Origin of the sequence: Maricaulis maris (genome assembly GCF_003634045.1) — a bacterium.
GTDB classification, from domain to species: domain Bacteria; phylum Pseudomonadota; class Alphaproteobacteria; order Caulobacterales; family Maricaulaceae; genus Maricaulis; species Maricaulis maris.
In genome coordinates this window covers 91,894-105,420 of sequence record NZ_RBIM01000006.1, presented here as the reverse complement: position 1 = coordinate 105,420, position 13,527 = coordinate 91,894, and the positions used below count along the sequence as shown (strand labels likewise).

The 13,527-nt window shown below is 64.1% G+C and carries 14 protein-coding genes; 8 read left to right on the top strand and 6 right to left on the bottom strand.

Going from position 1 to position 13,527, the window contains the following annotated elements; translation table 11 throughout:
- The first annotated feature begins 22 nt into the window (after positions 1 to 22).
- From C7435_RS13055 to C7435_RS13045, 3 genes are all read left to right on the top strand, one after another.
- Positions 23 to 649, top strand: coding sequence for a LysE family translocator (locus C7435_RS13055; RefSeq protein ID WP_121212035.1), 627 nt, complete (start codon positions 23 to 25; stop codon positions 647 to 649).
- A gap of 72 nt (positions 650 to 721) precedes the next feature.
- A complete protein-coding gene (locus C7435_RS13050) occupies positions 722 to 1,738 on the top strand; it encodes an adenosine deaminase (RefSeq protein WP_121212034.1) in 1,017 nt (338 codons plus the stop codon).
- 153 nt (positions 1,739 to 1,891) lie between these two features.
- Positions 1,892 to 2,770: a hypothetical protein gene (locus tag C7435_RS13045; RefSeq protein ID WP_121212033.1), complete on the top strand. Its 879-nt coding sequence runs from the start codon at positions 1,892 to 1,894 to the stop codon at positions 2,768 to 2,770.
- Here the strand turns inward: C7435_RS13045 and arfB are convergent, their stop codons facing one another.
- The 3 genes from arfB to C7435_RS13030 form a co-directional block, all read right to left on the bottom strand.
- Positions 2,771 to 3,190, bottom strand: coding sequence for an alternative ribosome rescue aminoacyl-tRNA hydrolase ArfB (gene arfB, locus C7435_RS13040; protein WP_121212032.1), 420 nt, complete (start codon positions 3,188 to 3,190; stop codon positions 2,771 to 2,773).
- A gap of 68 nt (positions 3,191 to 3,258) precedes the next feature.
- Entirely contained in the window at positions 3,259 to 3,735 is a 477-nt protein-coding gene (locus C7435_RS13035; RefSeq protein WP_121212031.1) for an anthrone oxygenase family protein, read from the bottom strand.
- The gene (locus tag C7435_RS13030) at positions 3,732 to 4,589 is read right to left on the bottom strand and encodes an NmrA family NAD(P)-binding protein (protein ID WP_121212030.1); all 858 of its coding nucleotides are present in this window, start codon (positions 4,587 to 4,589) and stop codon (positions 3,732 to 3,734) included. Before C7435_RS13030 ends, C7435_RS13035 begins: the two co-directional genes overlap by 4 nt.
- Positions 4,590 to 4,720: 131 nt before the next feature.
- On the opposite strand from C7435_RS13030, the gene C7435_RS13025 reads away from it, so the two are divergent.
- Entirely contained in the window at positions 4,721 to 5,311 is a 591-nt protein-coding gene (locus tag C7435_RS13025) for a TetR/AcrR family transcriptional regulator (RefSeq protein ID WP_121212029.1), read from the top strand.
- 18 nt (positions 5,312 to 5,329) lie between these two features.
- Here C7435_RS13025 and purN read toward each other — a convergent pair whose 3' ends face one another.
- Together purN and purM are read right to left on the bottom strand one after the other, a co-directional pair.
- Positions 5,330 to 5,980, bottom strand: a complete 651-nt coding sequence (gene purN, locus C7435_RS13020; RefSeq protein ID WP_121212028.1) for a phosphoribosylglycinamide formyltransferase — start codon at positions 5,978 to 5,980, stop codon at positions 5,330 to 5,332.
- A gap of 16 nt (positions 5,981 to 5,996) precedes the next feature.
- Positions 5,997 to 7,037: a phosphoribosylformylglycinamidine cyclo-ligase gene (gene purM / locus C7435_RS13015; protein ID WP_121212027.1), complete on the bottom strand. Its 1,041-nt coding sequence runs from the start codon at positions 7,035 to 7,037 to the stop codon at positions 5,997 to 5,999.
- A gap of 130 nt (positions 7,038 to 7,167) precedes the next feature.
- Between purM and C7435_RS13010 the strand changes: the two genes are divergently transcribed.
- The 4 genes from C7435_RS13010 to C7435_RS12995 are packed head-to-tail and all read left to right on the top strand — an operon-like array spanning position 7,168 to position 12,685.
- Positions 7,168 to 8,271, top strand: coding sequence for a DUF2066 domain-containing protein (locus C7435_RS13010; protein ID WP_121212026.1), 1,104 nt, complete (start codon positions 7,168 to 7,170; stop codon positions 8,269 to 8,271).
- A 14-nt stretch (positions 8,272 to 8,285) separates the two neighbouring features.
- The gene (locus C7435_RS13005) at positions 8,286 to 8,978 is read left to right on the top strand and encodes a P-loop NTPase family protein (RefSeq protein ID WP_083635050.1); all 693 of its coding nucleotides are present in this window, start codon (positions 8,286 to 8,288) and stop codon (positions 8,976 to 8,978) included.
- A complete protein-coding gene (locus C7435_RS13000) occupies positions 8,975 to 11,149 on the top strand; it encodes an RNA degradosome polyphosphate kinase (protein WP_121212025.1) in 2,175 nt (724 codons plus the stop codon). Before C7435_RS13005 ends, C7435_RS13000 begins: the two co-directional genes overlap by 4 nt.
- 6 nt (positions 11,150 to 11,155) lie before the next feature.
- On the top strand, positions 11,156 to 12,685 hold the full coding sequence (locus tag C7435_RS12995) for a Ppx/GppA family phosphatase (RefSeq protein ID WP_147422699.1): 1,530 nt from the start codon (positions 11,156 to 11,158) through the stop codon (positions 12,683 to 12,685).
- A 36-nt stretch (positions 12,686 to 12,721) separates the two neighbouring features.
- Here the strand turns inward: C7435_RS12995 and C7435_RS12990 are convergent, their stop codons facing one another.
- The gene (locus tag C7435_RS12990; RefSeq protein WP_075189682.1) at positions 12,722 to 13,138 is read right to left on the bottom strand and encodes a hypothetical protein; all 417 of its coding nucleotides are present in this window, start codon (positions 13,136 to 13,138) and stop codon (positions 12,722 to 12,724) included.
- Between the last annotated feature and the right edge of the window lie 389 nt (positions 13,139 to 13,527).

Here is a 13,527-nt window from a genome sequence, read left to right as displayed (position 1 = left end):
GAGTGGTGTGAGGAGACGCGCGATGGACATGGCCGTGTTTGCCAGCTTGGTGACCTTCGTCGTGATCATGTCCGCCACGCCCGGCCCCAACAATATCATGATGATGTCGTCCAGCGCCCTGTTCGGGGTGCGGGCAACGCTGCCGCACTGGCTGGGCGTCAATATCGGCTTCAATCTGCTTCTGGTCGCTTCGGTGTTCGGGCTGGGTGAGCTGATCGAGCGCTTTCCGGTCATGCTGGATGTGGTCCGCATCGGCGGCTCGCTGTGGCTGGCCTGGATGGCGTGGAAATTCACTCATGCCGGCTGGGCGATTGGGCGGGCGGGAAGCCGTGCCGCGACCGCCAAGGTCGACCGTTCGCGTCCCTTCCGGTCCTGGGAGGCGGCCCTGTTCCAGGCGATCAATCCCAAGGCGATCCTGATGACGGTCTCGACGGCAGGTGCCTATGTGGCCCTGGCCGACACGCCGATCGAACGGGTCGGTATTTTTGTGACCGCTTTCGTCCTGTTCGGCGCACCGTGCGGTTTGCTCTGGATCTTCGTCGGAGGCGGCCTGAAGCGTCTCCTGGCCGAAGGCGCCTCGGCGCGCTGGCTGAATTATGCCATTGCGGGCATTCTCATCTTCACAATCTGGCTGATCCTGTCGGCCTGAGCCGCAGCCGCCCCTTGCGCGAGCCGGGCACGCGGCAGACCATGGCACTCCCCCAAGCGCCGGAGAGCTGCCATGACCGATATCGCCAGTCTCGTCCAAGCCCTGCCCAAGGCCGAGCTTCATTTGCACATAGAAGGCTCGCTCGAGCCGGAATTGATGTTCGAGCTGGCCGGGCGCAACGGGATCGAGATTCCCTACAAGTCGGTCGAGGAAATCCGCGCCGCCTACGACTTCTCCAACTTGCAGGACTTTCTCGATGTCTATTATGTCGGCATGAATGTGCTGATCACCGAGGCGGATTTCTTCGATCTGACCTGGGCCTATCTCCAGCGCGTCCACGCCGAGAATGTCCGCCATGTCGAGATATTCTTCGACCCGCAGGGCCATACCGATCGCGGTATCGCCTTCGCCACGGTGATTGACGGTATCACCCGTGCGCTGGACAGGGCGCAGTCGGAGCTCGGCATCACCTCAAAGCTCATCCTGTGCTTCCTGCGCCACCTCTCCGAGGAGGCCGCTTTTGAAACCCTTGAGATGGCCAAGCCGCACCTGGAGCGGATCGACGGGGTCGGTCTGGACAGTTCCGAACTCGGTCACCCGCCGTCAAAGTTCCAGCGCGTCTTCGAGGCCGCCGGCGCGCTCGGCCTGCTGCGGGTCGCCCATGCCGGCGAGGAGGGGCCGCCGGAATATATCCACGAAGCGCTGGACCTGCTGAAGGTCGACCGCCTCGATCACGGCAATCGCGCCCTGGAAGACGGCACGCTGGTCGCCCGTCTCGGCCGCGAGCAGATGACACTGACCGTCTGTCCGCTCTCAAACCTGCGCCTGTGCGGCATCAAGCGGCTCGAGGACCACCCCTTGAAGCGTATGCTGGCGCTGGGCCTGCGGGCCACGGTCAATTCCGACGACCCGGCCTATTTCGGCGGCTATGTGAACGACAACTACATCCGCACCGCCGCCGCCATCGACCTGACCGCCGACGAGATCATCGAACTGGCGAAGAATTCGTTCCGCGGCGCTTTCCTGCCGGAGGCGGAGATTGCGCGTCATCTGGCGGAGATTGATGCGGTGGTGGAGATGGCGGGCTGATCTGTCCTGTCAGAGCGGATCAGCCTGACCTGCCGGCACGCCCTGGCAGCTTTCCGGGCGTAACGGCGCTCGCCGCAAATGGCGCGTTCGCCGACTGCCTCATTGCGGCCCGATTTAATTGCATCCTGATGATTGTGCAATCTGGGGGATGCCATGATCTTGGGCGCGATGTTGGGGCTGAGCTTGCTTGTGCAAGCTCAAGATGAGGGGCAGACCGGCAATGGGTGCGATACGATAGCCGGCGCCGAAACACTGCTCGACGAGGCTGCGGGACGACCGATCCTGCTGGGCGAGATGCACGGCACGGTGCAGGCACCGGAATTTGTGGCCAGCCTGCTGTGCCTCGGTGTCGTGCGCGGCGGGCGAACAATCCTTGCCTTGGAAATTTCCTCCAGCGAGCAGGACCGGCTGGATGCTTACCTGGCTTCAGACGGTGGCGAGTCGGCGGTGCAGGCGCTGAGCACAGGGTCGCTCTTTTGGAATGGACGGATGCGCGACGGCCGGTCGAGCGAGGCAATGCTGGCCCTGATCGACACGGTAAGGCTCCGCAGGGCTGCCGGGGCGGCCATTGATATTGTTGCCGTCGATTATCACGCGGTCGATGACGCGGACCTGGCCGAAATGCCGCAGCGGCGTGATCATGCGATGCTGAGACGCGCGCGAAGCCTTGTCGGGAGCGCCGACGTGATCCTTGTGCTTGTTGGCAACGTGCATGCGCGCAGAGCACCAATGGTGTTCGGCGAGAGATCGCTGGAAACCATCGGCTCGCTGGCCGGGCCGGACGAAGTCTACACTGTGCGGCTGGGCACTATCGGCGGGGAGGCCTGGACTTGTCGCGGTGCCACGATGGAAACGGTCGAATGCGGCCCTCATGCCTCACCCGCTTATGTCGATTTGGGCGAACACCGTGTCATGTCAATGGAAGATGCGATCGAGGCCGGGGTTCGCGGGGTCGAGGCTGATACTTATCACCTCTATGTCCATCTCGGCGCGAGTGTGGCCTCGCCGCCGGTTTTCCCGCAGCCAGAGTAGCTAGTCCTCTGACCCCGGCTTGCGCCGCATCGACTTGGTCTGGGATTTCTGCGCCTTGGCCGCTTTCACCCGTTTGATCGACGCCAGGGATGGCCGCGCCTTCTTGCGCGGTTTCGGGGCGATCAGCGCTTGCTCGATCAGATTGCGCAGGCGGTCGCGGGCGTCGCTGCGATTGCGCTCGCGTTCGCGGTGGCTGTCGGCTTTCAGGACCAGGCTGCCATCCTTGGTCATGCGTGAGCCGGCCAGCCGCACCAGGCGGCGCTTGGCGGCGTCGGGCAGGGTGGTGTTGGCGGCGAGGTCGAAGCGCAGTTGCACGGCGCTCTCAGTCTTGTTGACATGCTGGCCACCGGGACCGGAGGCTCGGATGAAACGCTCCTCGATCTCGGCCTCATCGATCAGGATGGTCTGGGCAATCAGCATAACAGACTCCGCAAGCACACCTCCTTATTGCCGTGCTTGCGGGTCTGATCGCAAGTGAGCTTGCCCGGTCATGCGATGGCGGCGAGCAGGAAGCAGGCACAGGTGAGGACGGCTCCGGCCGTGCGGACATGGTTCCAGCCGGTCCAGCGCGCGACATATTGCGGCCAGTAGGCGGACGTACCGTCCGCGTCACCGGCCAGTGACTGCAAGCGGTTGTTCATCGGTATATTGCGCAGGCCGGTGACCAGCAGGACCGGCCCGACATGGCTGGCCATGCCCAGTCCCAGCCAGATCGCCATGCCCGGTCGTCCGAACAGGAGGGCGGTCACGGCCAGGACCAAAGCGAGCGGCACCAGGGCTTTCAACAGCACCAGGAAAATTGACTTGTAGACGGTCCGGTTGAGGCCGCGCATCGCATCGGCGCCGCCGCCCGGCCCGGCCTCATCGAGACCGGGCATGACGAAGTCGGAGAAGGCGAGGAAGATGCCGGCGATGAGGCCGGCACCGAGACCCAACAGCTGGGCCGACAGCGTCAGGGCGATCATGATGCCAGCCCGGCGGCGGGTGTGGCGGCCCAGGCACTGGCCGGAACCGAGGCGGCATAGTCGGCAAAGCTGCGCGGCGGCCGGCCCAGGGCCCGTTCGACACCGTCCATGACCCGGGCATTGCGACCGTCCAGCACCGTTGTGAACAGGTAGTCGAGCAACCAGACATGATCCTGTGGCAGGCCGGCAGCGCGGGCGCCGTCGATGAACGCCTGGTGCGGAATGTCGACATGGCGGACGGGGCGGCCGGCCCTCTCGGTGATCAGGGCCGCAATATCGGCAAAGCTCAGCAATTGCCGACCGGTCACTTCATAAAGCTGGTCGTCATGTTCCGTGCCGGTCAGAGCCGCGACCGCGATATCGGCAATGTCGCGGATATCGATGAAGGGTTCGGCGATCTGTCCGACCGGCAGAGCGAGTTCACCGGCCGCGACCATGGGCTGGAAGGCACCTTGGTCGAAATTCTGGAAGAACCAGCTTGAGCGGATCACCGTCCAGCGCAGCCCGCTCTGGCGGATGATGGTCTCGCTGGCTTCCGCCTCAGGCTCACCGCGCCCGGACAGCAGCACGAGTTGCTCCACGCCGGCTTTGCGGGCGCGGTCGGTGAAGGCGGCGATGTCCTCCGGGGCGCCTGGCACGGCGAGATCCGGCGCATAGGCGATATAGACCGAGCGCACACCCTGCAGGGCATGGTCCCAGCCATCACGGTCCTGCCAACTGAATGGACGTTCGGCGTCGCGCGAGCCGGGACGGACGGGGATATTGCGCGATTGCAGGGCATTGACGATGAGGCGGCCGGTCTTGCCGGTGGCGCCGAGGACGAGGATGTCGGCGGATGGGTCGATGGCGGTCATGGCGATTTCCTTTGCTTGACGTGGTGTAAACTTTACATGGCGTCAAGTGGCATCGACTTGACGTGGTGTCAAGTGCAATCAATCCTGCATCGGAACCCGTCGATGCGGGTGCACAGGGAAAGGCCAGGGCTATGCCGGATGATGGAGTGTCGACGCGCGAGCGGATCTTGCGGGCGTGCTGGGCCCTGCTCGAGCAGGGGCAGGGCGCGAAGACCCGCATGAGCGATATCGCCAGGGCGTCCGGCGTCAGCCGCCAGGCCGTGTATCTGCATTTCAGCACCCGCGCCGAGCTGTTGATCGCGGTGACCCGATTTGTTGATGCCGAGAGCGATATCGATGCCCGCCTGGCCGCCAGTCGCGCCGCGACGTCAGGCCTGGAAAGGCTGGACGCTTTCATTGAAGCCTGGGGTAATTACATCCCGGTCGTGCATCCGGTCTGTCGTGCCTTGCTGGACATGGCGCCCGGCGATGAGGCTGCGAAACTGGCCTGGGATGACCGGATGTCAGCCCTTCGCGAAGGTTGCATGGCCGCGGTCTCTGCCTTGAAGGCAGACGGAATTCTGCGTGATGACCCGGATGACGCTGCGGCGACGGATCTGTTGTGGACCCTGTTATCGGTCCGCAATTGGGAAAGCCTGGTAGAGGGCTGCAACTGGCCGCAGGCGCGCTATATCGAGGAGATGAAGCGGCTCGCCAGACAGGCCTTGATGTCGACCGGTTGAGCCTTGTGCGACCGCCCGTCAGTCGTGCGGGTTCATCAGCAGTTCGGCACCGAATTCACGGACCTGCAGGCGGACCCGCTCACCGGCCACACGCGCCTTGCCGGAGCAGGCGAGGGCGACGCACTGGGCGTAGAGGGCATGCTCGGCATGCAGCACGCGCTCACCCAGCGTCTCGGCGGTATCGCCATGCAGGACGGGGACAGCGGCCTGGCCGATGATCGGGCCGTCATCCATCTCCGGGCGGACGTAGTGGACTGTGCAGCCATGAATGCGGACACCGGCTTCCAGCGCCCGTTCATGCGTGTGCAGCCCCTTGAAGGCTGGCAGCAATGACGGGTGGATATTGATCAACAGGTCGCGCCAGCGCTCGGTGAACCAGGGCGTCAGGATGCGCATGAAACCGGCCAGGCAGACGATGCGCGCACCATAGAGTTTGATCGTCGAGTCGAGCGCCTCCTCGAAGGCCGCCCGGTCGTCAAACTCGCGATGATTGACGACTTCGGTGTCAATGCCAGCGGCGCGGGCGATCTCGAGACCGGCCGCGTCGGGATTGTTTGAGGCGACCAGCACGATTTCGGCCGGGAAGTCCTCGTCCCGTGCCGCTTCGATCAGGGCCTGCATGTTGGAGCCGCGCCCGGAGATGAGCACGGCGATCTTTGTCTTCGCCATCTGTGTGTCTCTCGCGTCAGGCCGCTTGGAGTTCGCCGATGATCATGGCGGTCTCGCCGGTCAGTGCAAGCGCTTCCATCGCCGCATCCACCTTGTCCGGCGCCACCGCGAGCAGCATGCCTATGCCGCAATTGAAGGTGCGGTGCATTTCATGGGCGGAAATACCGCCGGTTTCGGCCAGCCACTGGAAGACCGGCGGCAGGGTCCAGGCACTGTAATCGATGACCGGGACTAGCGAGTCGGGCGTCATGCGCGGCGGATTCTCGACCAAGCCGCCACCGGTGATATGGGCGAGACCGGTCAGGAGGCCGGACTTGATCAAGGGCAGGCAGGACTTCACGTAGAGCCGGGTCGGGGCGAGGAAGGCCTCGCCGAGTGTCTGGCCCGGTGCGAAGGGCGCTTCGTCAGACCAGTCCAGGCCCGACAGCTCGACCACTTTGCGGACCAGCGAGAAACCGTTCGAGTGAACGCCGGAGGAGGCGAGGCCGATCAGCACGTCGCCGGCAGCCATTTTGTCGTGGTCGGGCAGGAGACGGCCGCGTTCGGCGGCGCCGACCACAAAGCCGGCGAGATCGAAATCATCGCCCTCATACATGCCCGGCATTTCCGCCGTTTCGCCGCCGATCAGGGCGCAGCCGCTGTCCTTGCAGCCGGCGGCAATGCCCGAGACGATGGCTTCGCCGCGCGCCGGGTCAAGCTTGGAACAGGCCAGATAGTCGAGGAAGAAGAGCGGTTCGGCGCCCTGGGCCAGCACGTCATTCACACACATGGCGACCAGGTCGATCCCGACCGTATCAACCTTGCCGGTGGCGATGGCGAGCTTGAGCTTGGTGCCGACTCCGTCCGTGCCGGAAATCAGGATCGGATCCGTGTAACCGGCCGCTTTCAAGTCAAAGGCTCCGCCGAAGCCGCCCAGGTCGGCAGCCGCTCCGGCACGGCGTGTCATGGCGGCCAAGGGCTTGATACGGTCGACCAACGCGTCGCCGGCGTCGATCGAGACACCACTGTCGGCATAGGTCAGCCCGTTCGGGCGATCATCGTTTCCGGTTCCGGACATCCGTTTCCTCAACTCTGTAAAATCAGGCGCGGTGTATGTCGAAACACGCCCCGGAGGCAAGCCACGGGCTTCACGCCCGGCAGCGTGTGGTTATAGTGCGCCCGATGTCCAAGTTACAGGAGTCGCCGCCGTGCGTTTCATTCTAGCCGCGCTTTGTCTCAGCCTCGCCTGCCTGCCGGCGGCCCGGGCGGACGACCCCTACACCATCAAGGGCGTCGCAATCGACGCGACTGCCAGCAATGCCCTGGAGGCCCAGACGGCGGCGATGCGCCAAGGTCAGCTGGCCGCGGCCCGGCGCCTGATCGAGCGCCTGACACTGGCTGAGGACCGTGCTGGTACAAGCCTCGAGCTCGACGCGCACCTGTCCGAGACCGGTGAAATGGTCTCCGGGCTCACCCTCGACGAGGCGATCATTGCCGAGATGATTGCCGGCCTGGAAATCTCCAACGAGCAGCGCAGTGCGACCCGTTATCTCGCCCAGCTGGATGTCAGCTTTGATCCCCGCGCTGTGGGCCGGGTGATGCGCGCTTATGGCGTGCCTTATGTGGAATCGCAGTCGCGCCCGATGCTGGTCCTGCCGGTGATGGAGACCGAAACCGGCTTTGCCCTGTGGGAGGCCAATCCCTGGCGCGCCGCGTGGAGCGAGCAGGATTTCAGTCATTCCCTGACGCCAATCTCCTTGCCGCCGCAGACCAGCCTGTCGACGTCGCGGCCGATTACAGCCCGCCAAGCCCTGCAGCTTGACGAGGAAGCGCTCCGCAACACGGCCCTGATGTATGGTTTCAACCGGATTGCCGTGCTGCGCGCCGGCGAACGTGACGGCATTCGGCGCTTTGGCGGTTATCTGGTCAGCTTTGACGCCGTCGGAGTGATGTCGACTGACACCTGGGGGCCGCAAATTGTCTATGGCGGCTGGCGCGATGCGGCGCAGGCTTTCGTGACCGATCGCGAAGATGACTGGAAGCGGCGTTCCGTGGTGCGCGATTTCGAGACCACATCACTGCGCGTGACTGTACTCTATGGCGGCTTGGACGAGTGGCGTCGGCTGCAGACCGCGCTGAGCAGGGCCTCCCTGGTCGAAGGCGCCCAGCTGGATGCCCTGTCGCGTGACGGTGCCCGCATGAACGTCGAGTATCGCGGCGATTTCGCCCAGCTGGTCTCCGAACTTGCCGAGCGCGGCGCGACGCTGGAAGAACATCCCGGACTGGGCTGGGTGGTATTGTCGGCCCGCTGATCAGCGTGAGCGCGATGAAGATGTCTGTGACACCGCAAATGGCGCTGGACCTTCCGGCGCGCGAGGATTTCAGTGCGGCAGCCTTCATTTCGGGGCCGTCGAATGCCGGTGCGCGCGATGTGCTGGAGCGACCGGGAGACTGGCCGCGCAATGTCATGGCGTTGGTCGGGCCGGAGGGCGCGGGCAAGTCGCATCTGGCGTCGATCTGGGCGACACAAAACCACGCCATCACCCTGCCGGCAGCGCATCTCGCAGCGCACCTGTCTGACTTGGCGGCGCAGACAGCGCTGGTGGTCGAGGGTGTCGATCAGGGTGTCGACGAGGACGCGCTCTTCCATCTCCTCAACCGGGCTGCTGAAGGCGAGATCCAGGCCCTGTTGCTGACTGCACGCAGCCGGCCGGCTCACTGGCGCGCGACCTTGCCGGACCTGGTGTCGCGGTTGCGGGCGCTGGTCCATGTCGATCTGCACGAGGCCGATGACGAATTGCTGACCCGGATGATGCAAAAACAATTGGCCGACAGGGGCGCGCCGGTGCGTCCCGGCGTGATAGACTATCTCCTGCCGCGCATGGAGCGATCCGTTGCGGCGGTGCGCCTGCTTGCTGAACGGATGGACAAGCTGGCGCTCGTCAAGAAGACTCCGATTACCCGCGCCATCGCGCGCGAAATCCTGGACAGCTGGACCGAGACTGGAGACGCGGCATGAATGCTCCTGTGGGAGACCTCGCGGAAATTGAAACGCTGATGCAATCACCCAAACGCTTCGTGAATCGGGAGCTGTCCTGGGTGCGTTTCAACCTGCGTGTGCTCGACGAGGCGGCCAATCCGCACCATCCGGTGTTTGAGCGCCTGCGTTTCCTGTCGATTTCTGCCAGCAATCTGGACGAGTTCTACATGGTCCGCGTCGCCGGTCTGCGGGCCCAGGTCCATAATGGCGTCACCGCGACCAGTATCGACGGGCTGACCCCGGCCGAACAACTCGAACAAATCCATGCGCTGGCCGGCGAGCTGATGCTCAAACAACAGGCCCTGTGGCGCAAACTGCATGCCGAGATCGGCAAGGCGGGCGTCAAGGTGCTGGAACCGAGCCAGGTGTCCAAGACCGATGAGGCCTGGTTGCGGGGTGATTTTCTCAAACACACCTTGCCGGTGATCACGCCGCTGGCGATCGACCCGGCGCATCCTTTCCCCTTCATCCCCAATCTCGGCTTCGCGGTCGCGCTGCAGCTGCGCAAGAAAGGGACGGGCAAGCTTATGAATGCGCTGATCCCGCTGCCCAGCGGCGTCAAGCGCTTCGTCGAGCTGCCGACGCGACCGGCGCGCGATGGCGGTCGTCCGGCGCGTCGCTACATGACATTGGAAAGCGTGCTGACCATGTTTGTCGACACGCTCTTTCCCGGTCATGAAGTGGTCGGCAAGGGCAGTTTCCGCGTCATCCGTGACAGTGATATCGAGGTCGAGGAAGAGTCCGAAGACCTGATGCTCGAGTTCGAAAACCTGCTCAAGCAACGCCGCCGCGGCGTGGTGGTCCGGCTGACACTGGACGAGGGCATGTCGCCAGCCCTGCGTGATCTCATCGTCCAGCACCTGCATGCCGGCCCGCAGGATATCGTCCCGGTCAACGGGCTTTTGGGCCTGGCCCAGGTCAGCCAATTGATCCCGGATGATCGCGGCGACCTGAAATTCACGCCTTACGAGCCGCGCTATCCCGAGCGCATCCGCGATCATGGCGGCAATTGTTTCTCGGCGATCCGGGAGAAGGACATCATCGTCCACCATCCCTATGAGAGCTTTGATGTGGTGGTCGAATTCCTGCGTCAGGCGGCGGCCGACCCGGACGTCATCGCGATCAAGCAGACCCTATACCGTACCTCCAAGGACAGCCCGATCGTGGCCGCCCTGATCGAGGCCGCGGAGAGCGGCAAGAATGTCACCGCCCTGGTCGAGCTGAAAGCGCGCTTTGACGAAGAGGCCAACCTGAAATGGGCCCGCGACCTGGAGCGTGCCGGTGTGCAGGTCGTCTACGGTTTCATCGAGTACAAGACCCACGCCAAGATTTCGCTGGTGGTGCGGCGCGAAGGCTCGGACCTGCGCACCTATGCCCATTTCGGGACCGGCAATTATCACCCGATCACGGCCCGCATCTATACCGACCTGTCGCTGTTCACCGCCGACCCGGCCTTTGGCCGTGATGCCGGTCGCGTCTTCAACTATGTCACCGGTTATGCCCGACCCGATAATCTGGAACGCCTGGCAGTGTCGCCGATCGGCATGAAGGAAACCATTATCGGCCATATCGAGCAGGAGATCGCCAATGCCGGCGAAGGCCTGCCGGCGGCGGTCTGGGCCAAGCTCAACTCGCTCGTCCATCCGGAAATCATCGACGCGCTCTACCGCGCCAGCCAGGCCGGTGTCCGGGTCGAACTCGTGGTGCGCGGGATTTGTTGCCTGCGACCGGGCATTCCCGGCCTGTCGGAAAACATCCGCGTGAAATCCATCGTCGGGCGCTTTCTCGAACATTCGCGCATCGTCTGTTTTGCCAATGGCAAGGCGATGCCGTCGCCGGCGGCCAAGATGTATATCTCCTCGGCCGACTGGATGCCGCGCAATCTGGACCGCCGGGTTGAGCATCTCTGCCCGATCCAGAACCCGACCGTGCATCGCCAGGTGCTCGACCAGATCATGGTCGCCAATCTCAACGACACCGATCAGTCCTGGTATATGGACGGCCAGGGCGATTATCGCCGGGTCGACACGGCCAATGTCGACAAGCCGTTCAGTGCGCATGCCTATTTCATGACCAACCCGTCCCTGTCAGGGCGCGGGCATGCGCTCAAGAATGACCAGCCGCCCGTTCTTACCGACACCAATGGCTGACCAGGATTGACCAGCCAGCTGACGCCCTCCGACTTCATGGCCGAACAGGCCATCCACCGCGATATCGCGGTGATTGATGTCGGCTCCAATTCGGTGCGTCTGGTGCATTTCCGGGTCGAGGGGCGCTCGCTCTGGCCGATCTTCAACGAGAAGGTCATGGCCGGGCTTGGTCGCGGCGTGCATGACACCGGCAAGCTACATCCGGAAGGCCGCGACATCGCACTGCGGGCGCTCAAGCGCTTCCAGCGTCTGCTCGACGCCAAGGGCGTCAGCGATCGCCATGTCGTCGCGACCGCTGCGGTCCGCAATGCCACTGACGGTTCCGCCTTCATTGCCGAGGTCGCCGAGCGGACCGGCCTGCGGGTGCGCGTCCTGTCCGGTGAGGACGAGGCACGTCTTTCCGGTTTGGGTGTCGGCGCTGGCATTCCTGATGCCAACGGCATGATGGGGGATCTGGGCGGATCGAGCCTTGAACTGACGGCCATGAATGACGGTCTGCCCGGGCGCGGCATCACCACCGCGCTGGGCCCGCAGGAAATCCTCGACGACGGCCCGATGGACGAGGCCGCCGTCATCAAGGCGATCGACGCGCAATTGCTCGCCTCAGGTCAGCTGACCGGGCAGGGCGGTGCCTTCTATGCGGTCGGCGGCGCCTGGCGCGCGCTCGGCCAGCTCGCCTTTGCCCGTTTTGGCTACCCGCTCAATGTCGTGCACGAATTCGCGCTGACGGCCTCCCGGGCCGACGAGTTGGCACGGCTGGCGACCCGGCTCAGCCCGGCCTCACTGCGGGGCACGCCGGGCCTGTCCTCGCGGCGTGTCGCGACTTTGCCCTATGCCGCGCTCCTCTTGCGCCGGATCATGCATCATGGCCGTTTCGATCGCCTGGTTTTCTCGGCTTTCGGTGTGCGCGAAGGCGTGCTGGCCTCCGGCCTGCCGCCGGCGCTTCTGGCCCAAGACCCGCTGATCGCCGGCGCCGAGGCGATGGCCCGTCCCAATGCGCCGACCCCGGATTTCGGCCGGGCCCTGGCGCGCTGGCTGGTTCCGGCCTTTGCGGCGCTGGAAACGGCCTTTGGCGATGCCCGCGACCAGGTCCTGCACGAAGCGGCGACCCGGCTGACCGATCTCGGCGCCCGCCATCATCCCGACCATCGCGCCGATCTCGCTCGTGACAGCGTGCTCTACGCCCCCTTCGCCGGGGTCACCCATGCCGAGCGGGTCTTCCTCGCCGCCGCGATCCATTATCGCTATGCCGGCCGGCGCAGCGTGCTGGAAGACAATGCGATCTTCCACCTCATCGACGAGGATCAGCACAATCTCGCCCAGATGCTGGGTCTGTCGCTGCGTCTCGGCGCCAAGCTGTCGGGCCGTTCACCGGCCCTGCTGGACCGCTATGCGCTGAGCGTCGAGGCCGATGTCATCCGCCTGGAGGTCGATGAAAGCGTGCGCGACCTCTATGTCGAACGCTCGGTCTCCCTGCTCGACAACCTCGCCGCGGCGGTGGGGCGGACGGGGGAGGTGGTTTATGTCAACCGCTAAGCGTGGTGCGTGAGGGCGAGTTGCCGATCACAACGATCAAGACGCCTGGATAGGCCTGGATCGATTTTGCCTCAGAATAGCGATCTTGCACCGCACGCCTTGATCAGAAACGGAGCGGCACGCTGACACGAGCGCCGCAAACCGTGCGACTCCTGTATCCGCATCTTGGCCAAAGGCCTCTTCGACACCCGTCAGGACGAGCACATTGATTTTCGTCGGGTCAAAGGCAGGTGGAACCGGCATATCCAGGACAGCGTCAAGATGGCCCAAGGTCCAACCAAACCCCAAAAGTTCGGATAATCGATCGAGCCAATTGCCAAAATCGTCACCTTGAAAATCGAAAACATGGACCGACACGGTGTCTAAAGCGCAGATCCAGTCATAGGTCGTCAAAATCTCAACGAATGGGAACTCCGAAAGGACGGGTTTTATTCGATGTCCAAAATTCTCCATACGCACTCTCTTCTAGTGACCTGAGGCCAAACGGTCAGTCGTTTTTCGAGGGGACTGAATGGCCCGCGCCAGCGGCACACACCCCACCTTAAACCTCTTGCCGGGAGTTCGCCGTATCCGGTTCTTCAGGTCAAGGGCGGCCTCGCCGCCGCTGCGCGGTTTCACCCTTGAGCTGAAGAACCGGATACGGCCCGCTGGCTGACAAGGGATTTATGACTGCGTCCGCGCCGGGCGCTGACTTTTGTGACGCGGTGAGGCGGGGGCACCTTTTTCCGGTGCCGGACTGGATTCCTGATCCTGGTGTCCCGCGGTTGTCATCCCGGACGGAGCCCTGACTTGATCAGGGCGGAGATCCGGGACCGATACGCCCGGTTCCGGCAGCAATCGCG